Origin of the sequence: Pyramidobacter porci (genome assembly GCF_009695745.1) — a bacterium.
Lineage (GTDB): Bacteria > Synergistota > Synergistia > Synergistales > Dethiosulfovibrionaceae > Pyramidobacter > Pyramidobacter porci.
The window spans coordinates 54804-75611 of the sequence record NZ_VUNH01000001.1 but is presented as its reverse complement, the minus strand read 5'-3'; the positions used below and the strand labels follow the sequence as shown (position 1 = coordinate 75611).

16 protein-coding genes are annotated in these 20808 nt (G+C 61.4%); 7 read left to right on the top strand and 9 right to left on the bottom strand.

What is annotated here, in order from left to right; genetic code table 11:
- Positions 1 to 321: 321 nt before the first annotated feature.
- Positions 322 to 1932 carry a PucR family transcriptional regulator gene (locus FYJ74_RS00355; protein WP_154527652.1) on the bottom strand — a complete coding sequence of 537 codons (1611 nt, stop codon included), beginning with the start codon at positions 1930 to 1932 and terminating at the stop codon, positions 322 to 324.
- A gap of 226 nt (positions 1933 to 2158) precedes the next feature.
- Here FYJ74_RS00355 and FYJ74_RS00350 point away from each other — a divergent pair, with 226 nt between their 5' ends.
- A complete protein-coding gene (locus tag FYJ74_RS00350) occupies positions 2159 to 5317 on the top strand; it encodes an ankyrin repeat domain-containing protein (RefSeq protein ID WP_154527651.1) in 3159 nt (1052 codons plus the stop codon).
- 86 nt (positions 5318 to 5403) lie between these two features.
- Here the strand turns inward: FYJ74_RS00350 and FYJ74_RS00345 are convergent, their stop codons facing one another.
- Positions 5404 to 6153: a transporter substrate-binding domain-containing protein gene (locus FYJ74_RS00345; RefSeq protein WP_154527650.1), complete on the bottom strand. Its 750-nt coding sequence runs from the start codon at positions 6151 to 6153 to the stop codon at positions 5404 to 5406.
- Between the two features lie 160 nt (positions 6154 to 6313).
- Between FYJ74_RS00345 and FYJ74_RS00340 the strand changes: the two genes are divergently transcribed.
- Positions 6314 to 7546 carry an HD domain-containing protein gene (locus tag FYJ74_RS00340; RefSeq protein WP_154527649.1) on the top strand — a complete coding sequence of 411 codons (1233 nt, stop codon included), beginning with the start codon at positions 6314 to 6316 and terminating at the stop codon, positions 7544 to 7546.
- A gap of 115 nt (positions 7547 to 7661) precedes the next feature.
- Here the strand turns inward: FYJ74_RS00340 and FYJ74_RS00335 are convergent, their stop codons facing one another.
- Positions 7662 to 8411, bottom strand: a complete 750-nt coding sequence (locus FYJ74_RS00335; RefSeq protein ID WP_154527648.1) for an N-acetyltransferase — start codon at positions 8409 to 8411, stop codon at positions 7662 to 7664.
- A 188-nt stretch (positions 8412 to 8599) separates the two neighbouring features.
- Positions 8600 to 9220, bottom strand: a complete 621-nt coding sequence (locus FYJ74_RS00330; RefSeq protein ID WP_154527647.1) for a hypothetical protein — start codon at positions 9218 to 9220, stop codon at positions 8600 to 8602.
- Positions 9221 to 9401: 181 nt separating this feature from the next.
- On the opposite strand from FYJ74_RS00330, the gene xth reads away from it, so the two are divergent.
- Genes xth through FYJ74_RS00310 form a run of 4 tightly spaced genes read left to right on the top strand, consistent with a single transcriptional unit; the run spans position 9402 to position 12629 of the window.
- Entirely contained in the window at positions 9402 to 10172 is a 771-nt protein-coding gene (gene xth, locus FYJ74_RS00325) for an exodeoxyribonuclease III (RefSeq protein WP_154527646.1), read from the top strand.
- Between the two features lie 16 nt (positions 10173 to 10188).
- The gene (locus FYJ74_RS00320) at positions 10189 to 11721 is read left to right on the top strand and encodes a YbaK/EbsC family protein (RefSeq protein ID WP_154527645.1); all 1533 of its coding nucleotides are present in this window, start codon (positions 10189 to 10191) and stop codon (positions 11719 to 11721) included.
- Between the two features lie 36 nt (positions 11722 to 11757).
- Positions 11758 to 12159: a hypothetical protein gene (locus tag FYJ74_RS00315; RefSeq protein WP_154527644.1), complete on the top strand. Its 402-nt coding sequence runs from the start codon at positions 11758 to 11760 to the stop codon at positions 12157 to 12159.
- Positions 12160 to 12161: 2 nt separating this feature from the next.
- On the top strand, positions 12162 to 12629 hold the full coding sequence (locus FYJ74_RS00310) for a hypothetical protein (protein WP_154527643.1): 468 nt from the start codon (positions 12162 to 12164) through the stop codon (positions 12627 to 12629).
- Between the two features lie 61 nt (positions 12630 to 12690).
- Here the strand turns inward: FYJ74_RS00310 and FYJ74_RS00305 are convergent, their stop codons facing one another.
- The 3 genes from FYJ74_RS00305 to proB all read right to left on the bottom strand — a co-directional run bounded on the left by FYJ74_RS00305 (position 12691) and on the right by proB (position 16944).
- On the bottom strand, positions 12691 to 13842 hold the full coding sequence (locus FYJ74_RS00305) for a hypothetical protein (protein ID WP_154527642.1): 1152 nt from the start codon (positions 13840 to 13842) through the stop codon (positions 12691 to 12693).
- A gap of 699 nt (positions 13843 to 14541) precedes the next feature.
- Positions 14542 to 15795, bottom strand: a complete 1254-nt coding sequence (locus FYJ74_RS00300) for a glutamate-5-semialdehyde dehydrogenase (protein ID WP_195838751.1) — start codon at positions 15793 to 15795, stop codon at positions 14542 to 14544.
- A 30-nt stretch (positions 15796 to 15825) separates the two neighbouring features.
- On the bottom strand, positions 15826 to 16944 hold the full coding sequence (gene proB / locus FYJ74_RS00295) for a glutamate 5-kinase (RefSeq protein ID WP_154527640.1): 1119 nt from the start codon (positions 16942 to 16944) through the stop codon (positions 15826 to 15828).
- Between the two features lie 244 nt (positions 16945 to 17188).
- Between proB and trxA the strand changes: the two genes are divergently transcribed.
- On the top strand, positions 17189 to 17497 hold the full coding sequence (trxA, locus tag FYJ74_RS00290) for a thioredoxin (protein WP_154527639.1): 309 nt from the start codon (positions 17189 to 17191) through the stop codon (positions 17495 to 17497).
- 219 nt (positions 17498 to 17716) lie between these two features.
- Here trxA and FYJ74_RS00285 read toward each other — a convergent pair whose 3' ends face one another.
- Positions 17717 to 18379: a Crp/Fnr family transcriptional regulator gene (locus tag FYJ74_RS00285; protein ID WP_154527638.1), complete on the bottom strand. Its 663-nt coding sequence runs from the start codon at positions 18377 to 18379 to the stop codon at positions 17717 to 17719.
- A gap of 77 nt (positions 18380 to 18456) precedes the next feature.
- The gene (locus FYJ74_RS00280; RefSeq protein ID WP_154527637.1) at positions 18457 to 20781 is read right to left on the bottom strand and encodes an ATP-dependent Clp protease ATP-binding subunit; all 2325 of its coding nucleotides are present in this window, start codon (positions 20779 to 20781) and stop codon (positions 18457 to 18459) included.
- Positions 20782 to 20808: the final 27 nt, after the last annotated feature.

Below are 20808 nucleotides of genomic sequence, written 5' to 3'. Positions count from 1 at the left end.
ACCGGAACAACGTTCCGGCCTTTTTCGATAAAGCCTCACGTCAGCTTTTCTCCTTCAGCGCTCACCGCCGACGTCGTTTCTATCATAAATATTTCTTTCACAAACATCAATGTTCTTAAAAGACAAAAAACAAGGAGATTTTTTCATAACGTCGATCTGAGTTCTTTTTTTTATATCGATTTTTCGAATTACAACAAATTAACGTCGATAAAAATAGCCACGAGAGACTATTTTCATGCTCCCGTGGCTTGTTTTGTATTCAAGAGACAATACTGCGCCGACATTTTACCATCATACGGCCATGAGGATCGGCTGTTTCCGTTACGCGTTTTTGTGCATGCGGTACAGCTTCAATGCGATCATCACGTTGAGTCGGTCGCCGCTTTTGGACGGATCGATGCCGAGGAGATCGCAGATCTTCCGCCAACGGTACTTGAGCGTGTTATAGTGAACGTCCATCGCCATGGCCGCATCTTTCAAGTTCCAATTGCAGCTCACCGTCGTCTGAAGCGTATCCAGCAGCGTGGCGCCGGCAGGCCGTTCATCGTTCAGGAGCGGCCCCAGATAGCGCTCCATGAAGCTGCGGCCCTCGGAAGTTCCGGCCACGCCATGCAGCAGTTTATAGACTCCCATTTCCGACCACGATGCGATGACGTTGCCGCCCGTGCTGAGACGCAGAAGTTCAAGTCCCTGCTGGGCCTGACGGTAGCTTTCGGGACAGTCGAAGACGTTGTTGCACGGATCGCCCACGCCGACTGTCACCGTAAAACCGGTTTCGGTCTGGATTACCTTCATCATATCGACCAGAGTGCGCCGCAGCAGGTCGTTAAAGAATCCTCCCCCGTTTTCGTCGCCCGAAGGAAAGATAAAGACAATCGAGTCGCTCATCTCTGCGTAGGGATATTTTCCGCCGTTAAGACGCGCCAGGAACGATCGGGCGATCGCGTAGATGCGCGACTTGCTGTTTTCGATGGCGTTCACGCCCTGGCCGCCGGAAATGGCGCGGGTCAGGCAGCTCTTGTAGTTGTCGATGTCGACGATGACCACGCGCTGGGGGCCTTCGAGATTCCAGTTGAAGCTTTTGGCGCGGTTCCACGCCTCCTGCTCCATGCGGATGTTGCGGGTGATCAGATCCTGCACGAATTCGTTGCGATAACGCGATTCCACCTGATGCTGAGCTTCGCGGCGCTGAAAGTACAGCAGCAGCGCGCCTTTGGCCTGGTTGATCGGGATCTCCGACCAGCGGTCTTTGAGCTTTTCGGCGTCGGCGTCGAAAATGAGGTGTCCCAGAAGCCGGCCGTTGAGCATCACGTCCTCGTGGGGATAAAGATTCAGCACGTCCTTGAGCGGAAGCGTACCCAACGCCGCCGGCAGCTGGGGCGAATCGGAGAAAATGTATTTCCTGTCCGTCGCGAGATCCATGAAGGCCAGATCCACGTGCGTGAATTCGCAGAGCACCTGCATGATCTCCTCAATCTCCGCCGCCCGCACGCTGAGGCCGAAAAAGGTGTGGCGAACTTTTTCGGAGTATTTGAGCAGACGCGCCTGATCGTGAATGATCAGCGACTGCACCGGATGAATGATGGCGGCAAAGGGGACGGAAATGGGGATGTCGATGATGGGGAATTTGTGCTGGTCGGCCAAATCGAGCACCGACTGGGGAACCTGTTTGATGTAGCGTTCGGTCTTGATGCCAATGCAGGTGGCCTGACGCTCGATCAGTTCGCGGACGAGCGCGAGCAGCTGTTCCTCCGTCTGAAACGCGTAGGCCAGCGTAAGCACGCACTCGCCGCCGCGGATCCATTTCCACGAATCGGGGGCTTCGATAAAAGTCGTGGTGGAAATTTCCCGGTCAAGCCCGCCAAATCCCGCCAGCACATGAAATCCTTTGAAAGATTCAAGGGCCAACGTTTCTCGCACAGTTGTCGTCATCGCTCAAGATCTCCTTATGCATTTTGAACTTGCGAACTTCATGCAAAGTATAGTACTATTATGAAGTTGATTTATGTAAAGTATCGTCTTCGCTCGTCAACGTCCGCCTTTATTTTGCCGCCCTGCAGCGGAAAAAGACAACACGCCCGACGCCAACGGGGACGGGTGTCTCAATTCTACATGAAAATTCTCTCAAGGCAAATTTCAAGGAGGCTTTCCAGAAATCATGACTCTGCTCAAAAGCAAGTTCTCGGCGTTTTTCGCGTTCGCCGCCGTCTGTTTCTGTACCCCCGCGTGGGGACTTTCGCAGAAGGAGTTCATGGACCTCTGCCTCAACGGCGACGCGCTGCAGGTCGCCGCAGCTCTAAAAGACGAAGGGATCTCCGTCGGCAAAGCCGACGCCAAAGGCAACACGCCGCTGATGATGGCCGCTCAGGCCAAAGGCAAGGCCGCCGATCCCGACAAAATCAAACTGCTCGTCAACGCCGGAAGCGACGTCAACGCCGCCAACAAAGACAACCTGCGCGCCCTGGCGGTCGCCGCCCAGGACAGCGACAATCCCGAGATTATCGTCGCCCTGGTCGCGGCCGGAGCCGAGCTGCAGGAACGCGGCTCCCGCGGCTGGACGCCGCTCAGCTTCGCCGCGGCGCGCAATCCCCATCCCGAGATCACGGCGGCGCTGATCGATCTCGGCGCCGATCTTGCCGCCGCGGATAACTCCGGCGCCACACCGTTCATGCTGGCCGCGCGGGCCGGCAACGCCTTCGAAGTTCTGATCACGCTGCTTGACGAAGGCGCCGATCCGACCGTGACCGGAGCCAACAAAAAGACGGCCTGGAGCTACATAGAAAACAGCAGAAAATACGCTCCCGAACAGCTGGTCACGCTCAAAGAGCGTACGCGGCAAAAGAATGCCCCCGCGCCCATGGGACCGGAACGCTTCGCCCAACTCTGCCGCCGCGGTACGGCCCGGCGCGTCGGCCTCTACCTCGAAGCGCGCACCGATCCGAACGCTCCCGTCGACGGCCTGACGCCGCTGATGTGGGCCGCGCAGTACAACGCACATCCCGACGTCGTCGGCGTTCTCATGAAGTGGGGCGCCCGCGAAAACGCCCGCGATGGCCGCGGCCGCACCGCGCTGATCCTGGCCGCTTCGGCGAACGGCAACCCGAACGTCCTTTCCGCGCTTCTCGCGCACGGAGCCCGCGTCGATTACCGCGACGTCGACGGCAAGACCGCCCTCGATTACGCCCAGGCCAATCCGGCGTTCGCCACCGAGGATCTGCAGCTGCTTGCCTCCATTGCCGCAAGCGTGAACGAAGCGGAAGAACGCGGCATCCAGATCGGCGCCGAGCGCCAGAAAAGCGCCGGCGGCGCCGCGGACGATCCGCGGGTCGCGCCGCTCTATAAAAAAATGGCCGCTGACCAGCACGAGATCCTTCGCCTCACGACAGCCACTGCCGAACTGCGGAAAAAAGCCGACCTCGCAACGCAGACGGCCCAAAACGCCGAAAAACAGCTTCAGGCCAGCCACGAACAAACGGCACAGCAGAACGCCCTGATCCGCCGGCTCACCGATAATCTGACGGCACTCCAAGCCAGCCAGCGAAAAGATCTGGAGCTGAACCGCGGGAACATCGACACGCTGACGGCGCTATGGCAGAGCGAAATGCAGAAAAACCTCAAACTGGTTGAAGAAAACACGCTGAACTTCCAAAAGCAGAAAGGCGAAATCGACGCGCTCGTTGCTCGCCTGCAGGCCGCCGAAGCGCGATCGGATCAGCTGGCCGAAGAAAAAGCGGCCGCCGAAGCCAATTTCGGCAAAGAACGCGCCGAGGCGGAGAACAATTTGGCGACGGTCAAGTCCCATCTCGAGGAAGCTCACAAAAATGAAGTGGAGCAATTGAATGCCCAAATCCGTGCCGGCGAGGAAAAGAGCCGCCAGGCCGTTCAATATCAAAGCGTGGCCCTGTCTCAGCACCGACAGGAAGTTATCGACCTGAAATCCCGTCAGGCTCGTCTGCTTGAAGAAAACGCCCTGAAATACGAACAGCAGTTGACCGAGCTCAAGAATCGGCATGCCAGAGAGCTGCAGGAAGTTACGCAGCAAAACGAACAGAAGCTTAACGCGGAAATTCGGGAAGCCGTTGCCGCCCTGGAAGAACGACAGCGGCACACGCTCCTTCAGGAACGGAGTCGGCACGCCATGGAACTGATCGAGCAGCAGAAGCGCCTCGAAGAAGCCCACGAGGCCAAAATCTCGGAGTTAAGCCGCCAGAAAGACGAAGAACTCCACGAGAAAATGGAAGCTGCCCTGCAGGAGAACTCCGCCCTGAAGAAGCAGTTCAACGAGACGCTGGCCGTGCTGAACGCCAGCCTGCGGAAGGAACGCGAAATCTCCGCCGCTCTGGAAGCCGAGCTGAACTCGCAGAAAGAAAAGTCCGCCCGGGATCTGGCTGAAGTTCAGGCCCGTCTGGACAGCCGGGAGAAACAGCTCCACGCCGAGCTGGACAAGAAGCTGGCGGCGCAGGACACTCAGCTCAAAGCCGCGTTCGAGATCGAAAAAGCCCGTCTGGAGACCGTTCATCGTCAGGAAATGTTCGACGCCGCTTCCAAATTGGAAGCCCAGTACACCGACGAGCTGAATCGACTCAAGAAGGACCATGGCGACGAACTGAACGAAAAAGTCTCCGCCCTGCGGCGCGCTTTCGACGCCGCCCAGTTCCAGAGCTGCGAAGCGCTGAACGCGGCCATGGCCGCCGCCGAAGCTCAAAAGCGCGCGGCCGCGGAAGAAAAGGCCGCGGCGACCAAAGCCGGCATCGAGCAGGGTCGGCAGGAAGCCAGCCGGCTTCTCGAAACGGCCTACGCCCAATCGCTTCGTCAGGCGGAACTCCGCTACGACAAGATGCTCAAGGAACAGCAAACGCAGCAGCAGATCGAGTTCGACACTTCCAGGGACGTTCTCAACGCCAAACACCGCCAGGAGATGGAACAAGCCGCCGCGCGGGCCGAGCTTAGCCTGAAAAGCGCGCTGGCCCGCGCGGAGCAGCAGAAGGAACAGGACATGGCCGCGCTGCGCGTCGACTTTGCGCGGCGGCTGGCGGAGCGCGAACGGGAGCTGGCGGCGCGGCGCGCCTCGGAAATCGAACAGGTTCGGAACGCCGCCGCCCGCAGCGGCGAGGAACTGATCGCCGCGCTCAAGCAGGAGTATGAAAAGCGCCTCGTTGCCCTGCTGGCTCAGAAAGACGCCAGCCACGCCGCCGAGCTGAAAAAATTGGAGATCATCCAAAAAAACGCGCTCAGATCCGTGGAAGAATCTCACCGCCAGCCCAAGCAGTCCGTGCTGGCCAACTCCGTCCCGCCGTCGCCGATCAAGACGAATTAACCTTCCCCGAGCGCCGCGACGACAAACAAGCCCCTGAATCCGGCACAGGCCGTTTCAGGGGCTTTTTCTCAAAGGATCGATGAGCGTTACTCTTTGAACCACTTATCGCGCAGAGCCGCCAGCTCGCCGCTCTTGTCCATTTCCTCGATGACGCCGTTGACCGCGGCGGTCAGCGCTTCGTCCTGCTTGGGCATGGCGATGGCCTTGTCGGCGCCGGTGATCTGTTTGTTGAACGCGACCGTGACCTTGCCGGCAAAATCCTTGGCCTGCACGTACTGCTTCGCCACGGGGATGTCCATCAGCGTCGCGGCGGCGCGGCCGAGCACGACCTCGCGCACGCAGTCGTCGAATTTCTGGAACGTTTTCACTTCCACGTTGCCGAGGCTGCGCGCGAAATTTTCCTGCACCGTGCCGATCTGCACCGCCACGACCTTGCCGGCCAGCTCGTCAGTGTCCTTGGGAGGATTCTCGACTCCCGTGACGAAAGCGCTGAAAGAGATCTCGTACGGCGCCGAGAAGTTGACGCGCTTGGCGCGCTCCGGCGTCGCCGACATGCCGGCGGCGACCAGATCGACCTTGCCCGACATCAGCGCCGGGATCAGCGAATCGAAGGGCATGTCGAGCCATTCGACCTTTTTTCCCAGTTTTTTGGCGACCGTCTCGGTCAGCTCGATGTCGAAGCCGACCAGCTCGCCCTTTTCGTTGCGCGACTCGTAGGGAGGGTAGGTGCTTTCGGTCGCGGCGACCAGCGTGTCCTTGTCCAGGGCCGAAGCCGCGAAAGCGGCGCTTGCGGCCAAAGCAAACAGAGCGGAAAGTGCGGCGATGCGTTTGAACATTTTAAAACGACCTCCTGAAATGATGTGCGGATTTTTTACGGACCGGTTTCGTCCTTGCGACGTATATTATTACTATTCAGTTCATCTGTCAAGTTTGAATTAAAAAATAGTTTATTGTTTTCGGCAATTCGATTTCTCCGCAGAAACGAGGTGACTGTGCATGAATGAAAGCGAATTCGCCGGGCGCGTCGCTGCGCTCGGCGGCCAGCTCTACGTGGTCGGCGGCTGGGTGCGCGACCGCCTCATCGGACGCCCGTCCGAGGACAAGGATTATGTCGTCTGCGGCCTCAACGCGCAAACGCTCGAGCGCGAATTCCAAGTCCGCTCCGTGGGGCGGCAGTTTCCCGTTTACCTGCTGGAAGTCGGCGGCCGACTCAGCGAAGTGGCGCTGGCGCGCACCGAGCGCAAGGCCGGGACGGGCTATCGCGGTTTCGAAGCGCGCTTCAGCCCCGATACGACCATCGAAGAAGACCTGTACCGCCGCGACACGCGCATGAACAGCATGGCCGTCCGCCTGCCCGGCGGCGAGCTGGTCGACCCGTTCGGCGGGCGCGGTGACATCGAGAACAAAATCATCCGCGCCACGTCGGAACATTTCCGCGACGATCCCGTCCGCGCGCTGCGCGCCGCCCGTCAGGCCGCCCAGCTTGGATTTTCCATCGCCCCCGGCACGGTCGAACTGATGTCCGCCTGCCGCGGCGAACTGGCGCGGGAACCGGCCGAGCGCGTTTTCGCCGAGATGCGCAAGGCGCTCGCTTCCCCGCGGCCGGAACTTTTTTTCACCGCGCTGCGCGACGCCGGGATTCTCGACGCCGTTTTTCCCGAGCTGGCGGCGCTGATCGGCGTGCAGCAGCCGGCGCTCTCCCACCGCGGGCTCGACGCCTTCGCGCACACGATGGCGGTCCTGCGCCGCACGGCCGCGCTGACGCCGAAAGAGGCGACGCGCTTCGCCGCCCTCGTCCACGACCTCGGCAAAGGGCTGACGCCGCGGGAGAAGTGGCCGCACCACGTCGGCCACGAGGAACGGGGGCTGGCCGCGCTGGAACGGTTCAACGGCCGCATGACGCTGCCGCGACCGTGGTATCGTTTCGCCCGCTTTATGATCGCCAATCACATGCGGCTCCCCCGCCTGCGCCGCCTCGGCGCTATCGTGGCGGTCATCGGGGAGATGCGGCGCGGCGGTTTCGACGCGGCGGAAGTCGCCGCCGTGATTCGCGCCGATCACGGCGCGCTGCCCGACTTTCTGCGGCGTTACGACCAATACGCCGCCGTCCTCGACAAAGAACGCGCCCGTCTGGCGTTCCCCGCCGATCTGCCGCCGCAGGCGCGCGGTCGGTGGGTGAACGAGCGCTTGGCCGAAGCGCTCGCCCGGCTGGTGCTCGAAAGGAAATAATGCCGCGGCAGCGCTCCGCCGCTCGTTCCCAAAAACGTTCCACGCGGAACAGTTCCTAAATCCCGATACCGCCCGTGAAGACGGTCAGCTTTAACTGTACCGAGAAGTCGCCCGCCTATAAATGGAGCATCTTCTTCAAAAACGTTTCGTTCAATAAATGTGTCGTTTGAAAAGCGCCGTTGTAAAAAACCGCATAGTTATTGAAAATACATGGGACTCTTTTGGCTTTTTCCAAAGTGTCGACTGCGACCAAATTCAGCGGGATGCGGTTCTTATCACAATACATCCGCACTTGCTCAACGCAGTTCGGAATATACGGACACTGCACCCCATAGTAGATTGTCAGCGCTCTGTCGTTGGTCCTCATCGCTTTCGCACTTTCAGAAAAGCGGGGTTTCCGCCCGTCAAACGACAAAGCCAACAGCTCGTAATCATCTCCGGCGGTATCCGCTACCTCGAAACCATACTTGAGCAGGAATTTTTTTTCGGACAAAAAGGGCTTCTTCTTTTTTGAGCTCAGAGCGCATACGCCGGATCTCCCCTTTTCCTTTGCGTCAGCGATGCAGTACTCGATGAGATCCCGCGCGTGCCCTTTGCCTTTGAATGAGCCGGCCACCCACAGGCAATAGACATATATATAGTTTTCGCCGCACACGGGAACCCATGATGATTCCAAGGGCGCGTACTCGATAAACACCTTTCCCCGTTCATTGAGTTTACGAAAGACATGCCCTTCCCGGATACGTTCCTTAAGCCATTGTTTTTTGGCTGCCACGCCGCCCTGATATTTCTTATCCGCAATTGCGCAGCACACGTGCTCCGCGTCAAGGTTGCCGACTGTCAGATTCACATAGTCTCCGCCCATTTCCTTTGCTCCTTATGCTGTCGCTTTCTTGGCCGCCAGGACTCGATGCATAACCATAACCACACAGGACTCTCAGTCCACGAAAAGGCGTTTCTCATAAAAAACGGCATATAAGCAGCAAGAGAACCGATGAAAAACGGATGCTCGGTCTCCGCCGTTTTTTATTATGTATTTTCTTTGACGCGGACTCAGCTTCTGCGCCAGTACTTTTCCTCGTTGACCGGAAACAGCTCGTCGGTCGTGCGGCGGATGTCGCCGACCGCCTCGAAGAGTTCCCGCGCCGCCAGCAGCGCGTCGCGGAAATCGAGCAGCGCCTCCACGCGTTCGATGCGCCGCTCGCCCGCCAGCGTGGAAGGCAGCTCCGACAGCGACAGTTCCAGATCCTCTTCTTCGGCGCCGCGGTGCTGGGAGCCGAGCAGCTGGCGCTTGTGGGACCAGTCGATCCGATCGGCCACGCAGCGGCACAGCGAGCCAAGAAAGGCGCGGCTCTCATCCAGGCCGGTCAGCGGCGCCGCGGCGGCCGTGCAGAGTTTCTTCAGCGCCGCCGCACTGCGCCGCATCAAAGCGACCATCTCCAGCGTTTCCCTGACGGAACGGCGATCGCGCGGCTCGCAGCGATCGAGACAGTTCAGCGCCAGTTCGTCGAGCACTTCGGCCTGATGGGCCGTCTGCAGCGAATTGGAGGGCTGGTTTTCCTCGAAGGAACCGGCCGCGCTCTCCACCATGAAAAGGAACGCCTTGAGAAATTCCAGGAAGCTGCGCTGTAGCGGCGTCAGGTCGCGCCGCTCGAAAAATTCGGGACGAATCACTCTTTTCACCGCCCTATCGGGTATAATGAGGAACAAACAAGCCCTGTTTTCCGCGAAGTTCGACGTTGCTTCAACGATTATAATCGAAACCGCGCGAAAAAAAAGACTTGAGTCGTTTTTCGGCGGCGGCGCGTTCCGCCGCGCGTTTTTTCAGCACACACATTTTTGCGGAGGTCGTGTCATGAGAGTCGCTACTTTTAACGTAAATTCGCTGCGCAGCCGCCTGCCGATCCTCGAACGCTGGCTGCCCGGCGCGGGCGTGGACGTGCTGGCCCTGCAGGAGACGAAAGTGCAGGATCAGGAGTTCCCCCTCGCCGACGTGGAAAAACTCGGCTACCGCGCCGCCTTCCGCGGCGAGAAATCCTACAACGGCGTCGCCATCCTCTCGAAACAAGAGCCTGACGAAGTGATCCACGGCTTCGCCGACGGCGCGTCGCCGCTCTGGGACACGCGCCTGATCGCCGCGCGCTTCGGCGACATCTGGATCCTCGATACCTACGTGCCGCAGGGCAAGGAGATCACCCACCCCGACTACGAGGCCAAAAAGGAATTCCTGCGCCGCACCGCCGCCCTGATCGCCGCGCGCAAGGACGAAAAGCTGCTCTGGACCGGCGACCTCAACGTGGCCCCGACCGAGCTGGACGTGACCAATCCCGCCAACAAAAAGGAACACGTCTGCTTCGTCAAGGAGCTGCGCGATCTCTTCGCGCAGCTCTGCGCGCCGCTGGTCATCGATCTGCTGCGCGTCCACCACCCCGGCGAGGAGCTGTACTCGTTTTTCGATTACCGCGTCAAAAACGCGCTGGAACGCCGCATCGGCTGGCGCATCGACCACATGCTCGCCACCCCCTCGCTGGCGAAACAAAGCCTGGCCTGCTGGATCGACGCGGAGCCGCGCGGCTGGGAAAAGCCCTCGGACCACACGCCCATGCTGGCCGATTTCGCCGACTGAGGGCAGGGAGAACGCCATGAAATGGATGAGCGAACTGCTGATGCCCGTCTCGAGCGGGCGCTCCTCGAAACTGCGCGATCCCGGCCTGGCCAAAATCGCGCAGGGCGGTTACGGCCTCTGGAACCCCAACGACGAAACGCTGATCCTGCTGCCGGAGGGGAGGATCCTCTTCCAGCGCGCCGAGGACTTTCTGCTTCGCAGACTCGAGGCCTTCCGCCCGCAGCGCCTCGACTGCGGCGCTTCCGCCCGCGGCGCCCTCGACGCCGCCGTGCGCCTGATCAAACGCGCCGGCGACCTGCCGGTGCTCTTCGCCGAGCGCCGCGGAGACAAACTCCGCCTGCTGGGACTGCACGGCGATTTCGAAGCCTCGCTCGAAATGGCCAACGACGCGCTGCGCACCGTCGGCAGCGCCGTCTGCTCGCTGGGGGCTCGCGTGCGCCGCGTCGATCGTCTGACGCCCGCGGGGCATCGCGTCGATCTGTTGTGCCGTTCCGAAGCGCCGCTCCGCGGCGAAGAAGGGCTGGCCTGTCCCGACTGCGGCTGGACGGCCGCCTTCGACAGCCCCTGCCGCTTCGGCGAAGAGGCGTCGGACGCCGCGCCGGAAGAGCTGCGCGAAGTGGCCACGCCGGACTGCTCCACCGTCGAGAAACTGTGCGGATATCTCAAGATCGCGCCGTCGCAGGTCGTCAAGTGCATGTTCTACGCCGTCGAGGGGCGCGGCCTGGCCGCCGTGATCCTGCGCGCCGACCGCCACGTCTGTCTGGAAAAAGTCCGCGCCGCGTTCCAGGGCGCGTCCGTCCGCCCCGCCGAACCGGCCGAACTGGCCGCCGTCATGGGCGATTCGGCCGGCTATATGGGCCCCGTGGGGCTGCCCGCCCCGGTGACGCTGCTTGCCGATTCCAGCGCCGTCGGCGTCAAAAACGCCGTCGTCGGCGCCAACAAGCCCGGCTTTCATAAAATGGGGGCCTGCTGGGGCCGCGATTTCAAGACCGATTTCGTCGCCGACGTGACGCTGCTCCAGGCGGGCGACCGTTGCCCCAATTGCGGCGCGGCGCTGAAAAAGAGCGAACTGCGCTCCGTCGCCGTCTTCCGCCCCGTGGACCCGGCCTGCCTTGCCGAACCGTCGCTGACCTTTTTCAACGGTTCCGGAAAAACCCGCGTCCCCGCGTGGAGCGCCGAGATCGACCTGACGGCGCTGCTTTCGGCCGTGAGCGAATACGCCGAACGCTGGCCCGACAAGATCGCCCCGTTCGACGTCTACGTTTACTGGGAAGGCGACAAAACGCCGGACGCGCTCGCGCCGCTGATCGACGCGCTCGAAAGCTCCGGATTCCGCGTCGTCGGCGACGACCGCAGCGGCGCGTTCGAAAATCGCCAGGCCGAGGCCGCGGCGATCCGCGCGCCGCAGACCGTCTGCCTCAAAAAGGGCGAAGGCGGCTGGCTGTTCGACGTAACGCGAAACGGCCGCACCGAAACGCTCTCGCCCGCACAGTTTGCCGCGCAGCAGGAAACTTTTTCGGCCACGGAGCGCCGTCCGTTCCGGACGTGATACAATGAAAGCGTCATGAAAAGGAGCGTGCTGAACGTGAAACTCGATCTCAGAAAAAAGCGATTCCTCGTTTCGATAGCCCTGCTGCTCTGCGGCGTGTTCGCCCTCTCTCCCTATCTCGTCTCCAATCCCGGGCGCGACCTGCTCAAGAGCGTCTCGCGGCTGGACAAATCGTTGGCCGCTTCGGTGATGAGGTCCGTCTCCCTCGGCCAGGCGCTCGTTGAAAAGGGACGCGAGCAAGCCGCTGCCAGCGGCCATGAGCGGGCCGTTGCCATCCTGACGGAAAAAATCGGCGCCAACGTCGAGAACCTGAAAAAAGAGCTGCTCGCCATGCCGCCGCATTCCACGCAGCTGTCCCCGGGCGCCCGGACCGCTTACGAGACGCTGGAAGCGCAGCTGACGGACTTCATCGTCTCCCTGGCGGAAAGCGGGAAGTAGCCGTGTCCTTCGCGCTGACAAAAGAAAACGCCGTCATCTTCGGACAGCGTGTAAACGCTGTGGTGCGCGGCTACATCGAGGTGCAGAACAGCATCTTCAAATTCTCGTTTCTGAAAGCGCTGGGGTTGAAGCGCGTCGATCCCGCGGCGGCGGCGGCGAAAGCCGGCGCGCTGAGAACAGAGGCGCAGTCCATGCTTGACGAAGTGCGCGAACTCAAGCTCGAGGCCGGAGATCCGCTGCACGAGTTCTTCATGACCATGCGCCCCTATCTGCGCAGCCTGCAGACCGCCATGACCTTCTTCATTGAATTCTGCGGTTCCATGACCGCCGCCCAGGCGGACAAACGGTCTCGGTATTGGAAAGAGCGCTACAAAAAGGACCTCGAAGAGCTTCAGCAAAAAGAGACCGATTATCTCGCGATCGGCAACGAGCTGAACCAGCGTTGGAAAAAGATCGCCGAAAAACAATGACCGCACAAAAAACGGGACCGGACTCCCCCTGATGGGAACCGGCCCCGTTTTCTCTGCGAAGCTATTTTTGCTGCAGGCGGCGCGTGATCTCGTCGAACTCGCGGCGCACGCCCGAGCTGTCGAAAGCCTGAAGCTCCGGCAGCTGCATCGCCGCCAGCATGTCGAACAGCTGCATGCCCGACTGGATCACCGCGTTCATGTCGCTGATGTGCTGCACCGTCGCGTAGGTATTGGCCGCCACCTCGCGGTCGCGTTCGATGCTGCGGATGCAGTTCTGCACGCTTGTCTTCTGGTTGTCCAGCAGTTTCAGATACTGTTCGGCCGCTTTCACCGTCATTTCGTTGGAGGCCGCGTTGCTGCGGAAGATCGCCTTCTGATCCGCCGAGAAGTCGCTGCGGTTCAGCGCCGCACGGGCTTCCTTCAGGCTGGCGGCAGCGCCTTCGGAAATCTTCTTCACCTGCGGCCGCCATTCGCCGTCGATCTTGTTCACGAATCCGTGCTGCGTGTCCAGCAACACGTCGATCAGCGTCACGTACATGCCATAATATTTGCGGGCGATGGACGTGTCGTCTTTGTTCTGCGCCATAAGCTGCGTCAGCTGCGCCGTGACGCCTTTGACGTTCTCGAAGATCACGGCGTTGCGCAGCAGGCTGTCGCCGACCACCGACGAGAACAGCACGTCGGCCTGCGCGTCCGTCAGCTTCAGTCCCCAGCCGCGCAGCTCCGCCGTGATCGCATCGCGGATCTGCGCCAGCTCGCCGCGCAGACGCTTGACGTCCTTCTCGGCCTCGGCGATCGTCTCGTCGCAGTCCTTCACCGTCTTCACAAACGGATTGTAGGACTTCTGCGGCGCGCCGATACGCTTGTTCTTGTATTCTTCGATCCTCTGATACAGTTTGGGCAGACGTTCTTTGATCTCCTCGGAACGATCCACCAGCTTGAGCGTCTCCGAGGACAGCAAAATTCCCTGAGCCCGGCGCAACAGCTTGGCGATCTTGGCGCCCGTCTTCTGCCGGTCGGCGCCCAGCCAAGAACTTTCCGGCAAACGTTTTTGCTTCTCGCGCAGAACCGTGGCCTCGTCAAGAGTCCCTGTCAGGTTTTCCCATTCCGACACCACCGCCTCCGGCAGCGCAGCGCAAGCCCGCCCCGCCATGACCGCGCCGGCCAGTGACAGCAGCGCGGCCAGCCACAGCGCGCCCTTGAAAGCTTTCATTCCTTCCGTACCCCCTTGGATTCTCCCGGGTGATCGTGCGTGTCGCGCCCTTTTCATACAGGAAATCTGCGCCGATGTCAATGATGACTTGCACAATATCCCAAACTCCACGGCAAAAATGAAACGCCCGACGCCAAAGTTCCCCTTGCTCCGCACCGAGCGAGGGGACGCGTTTTTCAGGCACGCTGGAGCCGCATGTCGATCTGCCGCAACCGGCGGTGCGAAAGAACGCTGAGCACGAAGAAAATCGGCAGCCGACCGCCGCAGCGTGCGCGATAGCGGGGATGTCCAGCGACGGCACCAGCCAGAACGAAAGGATCACGCACAGGACGGTCTGCAGCAGCGAAACGATCATCGCGATACGAAACTCGCCCAGCCCGCGAAAGAAACTCTGCATCACCACGTCGATCGCGCTGAGGGCGAGGTAAACCGCTTAAGGCCCCAGATAAAGGCCGTCTGCTTGGACGATCATCGGTTTGGAACCGCCGGGCACGAAAATTCCCATGATCGCCGCGGCGTTCAGAAACAGGAGCGTGCAGGCCATCGTCTCGTCGCGCAGTTCTGCCGGCGCTTTCGAAAAAAATTCCCCACCATGATGGGCAGCGCCAAGAGAAAAACAGACTGGAAAACGCCGCCTGAGAGCATCCGTTTCTTCGGCTCAGCGCCTTCCATCCGGGCGCCCCCGCAGGGACTCATCGCTCAGCGCCGAATCTGGCCGCTGCCGCGAATCTTGTATTTCGTGCTGGTCAGCTGCTCGATGCCCATGGGGCCGCGGGCGTGCAGCTTCTGCGTGCTGATGCCGATTTCCGCGCCCAGGCCGAAGACGCCGCCGTCGGTGAAGCGCGTTGAGGCGTTTACGTAGACCGCCGCCGCATCGACGCGATCGAGAAACTTTTCCGCCTCGGCGTAATCGGTCGTGAGAATGCTCTCGGAATGTCCCGTGCCCCAGCGGGCAATGTGCGCCAGAGCCTCGTCGAGCGAGTTCACGATCTTGACCGAGAGGATCAGGTCGAGGTGTTCCGTCCCCCAGTCCTCGTCGGCAGCCGGTTCCATATCCGCAAAGATCTCGCGGGCCGCGGCGTCGCCGCGCAGCTCCACGCCGTGAGCCACCAGCGCGTTGGCCACGGCCGGCAGAACCTTCGGCGCCGCGTCTTTGTGGATCAGCAGCGTCTCCATGGCGTTGCACGCCGAAGGCCGCTGCGTCTTGGCGTTGATGACGATCGGCACGCACATCTGCGGATCGGCGGAAGCGGCGATATACGTGTGACACACGCCGTCGCCCGTCATGATGCAGGGCACGGTACAGTGCTCGCGCACGGCTTTTTTCAGACCACGGCCGCCGCGCGGGATCAGCACGTCCAGATCGTCCAGCCGCATCAGCGCCGTCGTCGCCTCGTGGCCGGGCACGTCGAGCAGCTGAATGCAGCCTTCGGGCAGCCCCGCGGAGGAGACGGCCTCGATCAACGCGCTGACGATCACACGGCTGGAATCCATGGCTTCGCTCCCGCCGCGCAAAATCACCGCGTTGCCCGACTTGAGGCAGAGCGCCGCCGTATCGGCGGTCACGTTGGGACGCGACTCGTAGATGACGCCGATCACGCCGAGCGGCACGCGCACTTGCGCAATCTCCAGCCCGTCGGAATTGACATAACCGCGCACCGTCTGACCGATCGGGTCGGGCAACGCCGCCACCTCTTCGATGCCGACCGCCATGTCTTCTACGCGCTGCTCCGTGAGCTTCAATCGCTCCAACATCGCCTGGCCGAGGCCGTTTTCCTCTCCTCCGCGCATGTCGCGCCCGTTGGCCTCCAGGATGTCGTCCTTATGGGCGCGCAGCGCCGCCGCCATGGCCCGCAGCGCTTCGTTTTTCTTCGCCGAACTGGCCTGTGCCAGCACGGCCGCGGAAGCGCGGGCCCTCTTTCCCATTTCGTGCAAAATCAACGATGCGTCCATGATCATCCCCCATTTCTCAAACGTCGAGAGCTAAAGCACCGTCAGATTATCGCGGTGAATAGCCTCGTCAAAGTCCTTCACGCCCAGCAGCGCTTCAAACTCATCGCTGCGGCGCCCCATAATCTTTTTCAGGTCCCGCGAATTGAAATTCGTCAGGCCGCGGGCGATCTCCCGCCCGTCCGGAGCCAGCACCGCCAACAGACGACCGGCTTCGAATTCGCCGTTGACGGCCGTGATGCCCTTGGCCAGCAGGCTGCCGCCCTGTTCCGTCAGCGCTTTGACGGCTCCCGCGTCGATTGTCACCGACTCGAAGGGACGGTTGGCCGCGATCCACTGCTTGCGCGCGTGACGGTGCTCCATCGGCGGGACGAACAGAGTGCCCAGCACCTCGCCGTCGAGAATGCGGTACAGCACGTTCTCCGCCGCACCGGAAGCGATCACCAGCGGGATGCCCGCCGGCAGCACCACGTCGGCAGCCGTGATCTTGGTGTACATGCCGCCGGAGGACATGCTGCTGCCCTTGCTGCCCGAGTTGTCGCGGATGCTCTGCGAAACGGTGCGCACCTCATGGATCAGCTTGGCATCTTTGTGAACGCGAGGATCGGCATCGTACAACCCGTCAATGTCGGAAAGGATGATCAGCAGATCGGCGCCGGCGGCGCAGGCGACCAGGGCCGACAGCGTGTCGTTGTCGCCGAATTTGAGTTCGTCCACGGCAATCGTGTCGTTCTCGTTGATCACGGGAATCACGTTCATGTCGGCGAGAGCGTGCATGGTGTTGCACAGATTGAGATAGCGCGAGCGGTCGTTGAAGCCGGCGCGAGTCAGCAGGATCTGCGCGGTCGTGCAGCCGTACTCGGAGAAAAGCTTTTCGTACATCTGCATCAACAGCCCCTGCCCCACCGCCGCCAACGCTTGCTTGACCGGCAAGCTGGAAGGCTTTTCCGCGTAACCGAGGCGTCCCATGCCGGCGCCGACCGCTCCTGACGAAACGAGCAGCACGTCGGTACCGCGGTTGTGAAGGTCGGCCAAAGCGCGGCAAAGCCTGTCCATGCGCTGGATATTTATTTTCCCGTTACTGTGCGTGATGGTGCTCGTGCCGACCTTGACCACCACGCGGCGACATTTTTTCAGCTCGCTGCGATCCATTGAAACGCACCTTCCCTGTTGAAACACTTGTAATTCATTTCGACCCCGAAATGTGTGGTTTATTGTACCACGAAAAATCGGCGCCCGACGTTCTCCGGAAGCTCGTCGATTTCAGCGCATCCAAAACGCCGCTTCGTAACTTTGTCACTGACAAAACGGGACCCTTCATTTATACTTATCTCGTCAATAAAAAGCCCAGCCCGCAGCCGGGCAACTTCGGCAATTTATCAGGAGGAAACAAAAAATGACGCCGATCGTCCTTACCAGCGAAAATTTTCAGAGCGAAGTCCTTCAAAGCAGCGAACCGGTGCTGATCGATTTTTGGGCGCCGTGGTGCGCCCCCTGCCGCGCCTTTTCGCCCGTCCTCGACGAGATCGCCGCCGAAGCTTCGGGCTTCAAAGTCGGCAAGGTCAACGTGGACGAACAGCCCGAACTGGCGGCCTCGTTCCGCGTCATGAGCATCCCCACGCTGATTTTGTTCAAAAACGGCGCTCCCGCCGGCCGCGCCGTCGGCGTGCAGTCGAAGGAAAACGTGCTCGCCATGCTCAAATAGCCGGCGCGAAAAAACACGGACCGGTACTGATTTCCAATGAGAGAGCATTATTGAAAACGCCGCGTTGGGCCGCGGTTTCATACAGTTTTTCGACGCGCTTCCGGCGCTCTGAAAAAGTCGAAAAAAAACTCGCCCTTTTTAACGAAAAACCGGCACGAAAACGAGCGAAAGCGCCCGACGGATCATCCGTCGGGCGCTTTCGCTCCGCAAGGTTCCGATTCATTTTTTTGCCGTCAGCCGCGCCATTTTGTCCGGCGCAAGCAGCTCGATGCAGCCACGGGAAAGCCGCACCATGCCCTCGTCCTGGAAGTAGCGCAGCATCCTCGTCACCACTTCGCGGGCCGTGCCCAGATGGGCGGCGATCTTCTCGTGAGTGATCTTCAGCTTCCCCGTCCCTTCCAGCTCGCTCTCTTCCAGCAAAAATTCCGCCAGACGGGCGTCAAAACTTTTCCACAGCACCTGTTCGACCAGCCAGAGGATATCGGACAGATGGGAGGCCGCGACCTCGCCGATGAAATTCGCGAAGACCAGCGACCGCGCCACCAGACGCTTGCATGCCGCCGGCGGGAGCACCCACAGCAGCGAGTTTTTTTCCGCCTCGACGCTGACGTCGAAACGAAGTCCCGGCACGGCGCAGGTCGCCGAAAACAGGCAGATGTCGCCGGGAACGAGGCGGTGCAGAGTCAGCTCGCGTCCTTCCGGAGAGAGGATAAAGGCGCGGATCTGTCCGTCCATGACGGCAATCAGGCCGTCGCAGTCGGCCGAACCGGTATGGAGCGGCACCCCCGCCTCGACGCCGCGGACGAGCGCCGCCGCTTCCAGCTCCGACCGCTCGGCCGCCGTCAGCCGCTCCCAAAACGGGAAACAGTCTTTCAATTCCATGGGATTCGCCTTCCTTCGCCGTCCATGCCGGACAACTTCTTACGACAAAGCCGCCGAAGTTTTTCGGCGGCTTTCGTTTACTCGGAAACAGCAGCCAGCTCCCGTCTGGCGCGGCGGCGCGGCGGGCGCGCGCTGAACGCGAGCGCTTCGCCGTCGAGGACGCAGTCCACCGTAGAGCCGTCAGGCACCTCGCCGGACAGGATCAGGTCCGACAGGGGGTCTTCGATCTTCGTCTGGATCAGGCGGCGCAGCGGCCGGGCCCCCTGATTCTGGACCGCCGCGGCCTTGAGCAGAAACTCCCGCGCGTCCTTCGACATGGAGAGGATGACGCCGTGCTCGCCGAGGCGCGCGCGCAGGTCGAACATCATGATGTCGAACACGCGCGCCATCTCTTCGGCGCTCAGCGGATGGAAGACGAGCTGCGCGTCCACGCGGTTGAGGAACTCGGGACGGAAAAATTCCTTCACGGCGCCGAGGACCGCTTCCGATTGTTTTTTCTTCTCCGCTTCCGCGGAGGCGGAAAAGCCGAGTCCGGCCTTCGCCGTCTCGCGCACGCCGAGATTGCTGGTCATGATGACGACGGTATTTTTGAAATCGACCGTGCGTCCGTGCGCGTCGGTGAGCCGCCCCTCTTCGAGGATTTGCAGCAGCAGGTTGAACACGTCGGGATTGGCCTTTTCGATCTCGTCGAACAGCACAACCGACCAGGGATGACGGCGCACGGCCTCGGTGAGGCGGCCTTCCTCGTCGTAGCCTACGTAGCCCGGGGGCGCGCCGATCAGTTTGGCGGCCTCGTGGCGCTCCATGTACTCGCTCATGTCAAAGGCCAGCAGGGCTTTCTCGCTGCCGAACAGAGATCGCGCCAGGCAGCGGGCCAGCTCGGTCTTGCCGACGCCGCTGGGGCCGAGGAACAAAAAACTGCCCACGGGGCGGCGCGGGTCTTTCAGGCCGCTGCGCGAACGGCGCACGGCGCGGCAGAGCGCGCTCACCGCTTCGTCCTGGCCGACCAAGCGCTGATGGATCTCCGACTCGAGGCGCAGCAGGCGCTGGGCTTCGTGCTCAGTCAGTGTCTTGACGGGAATGCCGCTCCACTCGGAAAGCACGCCGGCGATCTCTTCCTCGTCGACGGTCAGCCCTTCGGGGATCTGCTGTCCGTCAAGGTCGAGGCGCACTTTCGCGCCGGCCTCGTCGATCAGGTCGATGGCCTTGTCGGGCAAACTGCGGTCGGACAGATAGCGGCTGGACAGGCGCACGGCGGCTTCCAGCGCGCCTTCGGTGTAGTGCACGCTGTGATGCTTCTCGTAGCTTTCCTTCAATCCCTGCAGGATCGCCAGCGCCGCGTCCTGATCGGGTTCGCCGACCGCCACGGGCTGGAAACGGCGCTCCAGCGCCGCGTCTTTTTCGATGTTTTTCGTGTACTCGTCGCGCGTCGTCGCACCGATGACCTGGAACTCGCCGCGGGCCAGGCTGGGTTTGAGGATGTTGGCCGCGTCCAGCGATCCTTCGGCGCTGCCCGCGCCGACGACGGTATGCAGCTCGTCGATGAAGAGGATCACGTTCTTGGCGGCGGTCAGTTCGTCGACGATCTTCTTCATGCGGTCTTCGAACTCGCCGCGGTATTTGGTGCCGGCCACGAGCGTTCCCATCGTCAGCTCCACGACGCGCTTGCCCTTGAGCAGCGAGGGCGCGGAACCTTTTTGGATCTTGTAGGCCAGCCCTTCCACGATCGCGGTTTTGCCCACGCCGGGGTCGCCGACCAGAACGGGATTGTTCTTGCGGCGGCGGCAGAGGATCTGCATCATGCGGTGCGTTTCCTGCTCGCGGCCGATCAGCGGATCGAGTTCGCCTCTAGCGGCTTTGGCCGTCAGGTCGACGCAGTACTTATCCAGCGTCGGCGTTTTGGCATCCGCCGCCGGGCGGGCGTCGCCGCCCTCTTTTTCATTCTCCGCGTCCTGACGGCTGGACTGCGCCAGCAACTGTTTTTTCAGGCTGACGCGCAGATTTTCCGTGTCGAGCCCCAACTCTGCCAGGGCATGGCAGGCTGTGCACTCCGGCGCGGACAACACGCCAAGCAGCAGGTGTTCGGTGCCGACATAACTTGAATGGAACTCGCGGGCCAGATGGATGGCCGCGTTCAACGCGCCGCGGGCCCGGTCCGAGAGCGGCAGGTCGACGGGCTGCGCGTACGGCGCCGCCGGCGGGCGCAGGGCAAGAATCTCGCGCGCCACGTCTTCGGCGGCCAGTCCGGCTTCTTTCAAAGCCAGCGCCGCCACCGACGAATCTTCGGCGATCAGGCCGATCATCAGATGTTCCGTGCCGATAAAAGCGTGTCCGAGGCGCAGTGCCTCACGATGCGCGATCTGGATCACGCGTTTGCTTCGCTCCGTAAAAAATTGCCACAAGGCACTCCCCTCCTTGATCGTTTGGGT

Excerpts from the sequence above, each read along its gene's own strand:
- trxA (WP_154527639.1), top strand. The coding sequence starts at position 17,189 with ATGACGCCGATCGTCCTTACCAGCGAAAATTTTCAGAGCGAAGTCCTT.
- FYJ74_RS00345 (WP_154527650.1), bottom strand. The coding sequence starts at position 6,153 with ATGTTCAAACGCATCGCCGCACTTTCCGCTCTGTTTGCTTTGGCCGCA.
- FYJ74_RS00320 (WP_154527645.1), top strand. The coding sequence starts at position 10,189 with ATGAAATGGATGAGCGAACTGCTGATGCCCGTCTCGAGCGGGCGCTCC.
- FYJ74_RS00340 (WP_154527649.1), top strand. The coding sequence starts at position 6,314 with ATGAATGAAAGCGAATTCGCCGGGCGCGTCGCTGCGCTCGGCGGCCAG.
- xth (WP_154527646.1), top strand. The coding sequence starts at position 9,402 with ATGAGAGTCGCTACTTTTAACGTAAATTCGCTGCGCAGCCGCCTGCCG.
- FYJ74_RS00285 (WP_154527638.1), bottom strand. The coding sequence starts at position 18,379 with ATGGAATTGAAAGACTGTTTCCCGTTTTGGGAGCGGCTGACGGCGGCC.
- proB (WP_154527640.1), bottom strand. The coding sequence starts at position 16,944 with ATGGATCGCAGCGAGCTGAAAAAATGTCGCCGCGTGGTGGTCAAGGTC.
- FYJ74_RS00335 (WP_154527648.1), bottom strand. The coding sequence starts at position 8,411 with ATGGGCGGAGACTATGTGAATCTGACAGTCGGCAACCTTGACGCGGAG.
- FYJ74_RS00300 (WP_195838751.1), bottom strand. The coding sequence starts at position 15,795 with ATGGACGCATCGTTGATTTTGCACGAAATGGGAAAGAGGGCCCGCGCT.
- FYJ74_RS00355 (WP_154527652.1), bottom strand. The coding sequence starts at position 1,932 with ATGACGACAACTGTGCGAGAAACGTTGGCCCTTGAATCTTTCAAAGGA.
- FYJ74_RS00350 (WP_154527651.1), top strand. The coding sequence starts at position 2,159 with ATGACTCTGCTCAAAAGCAAGTTCTCGGCGTTTTTCGCGTTCGCCGCC.
- FYJ74_RS00305 (WP_154527642.1), bottom strand. The coding sequence starts at position 13,842 with ATGAAAGCTTTCAAGGGCGCGCTGTGGCTGGCCGCGCTGCTGTCACTG.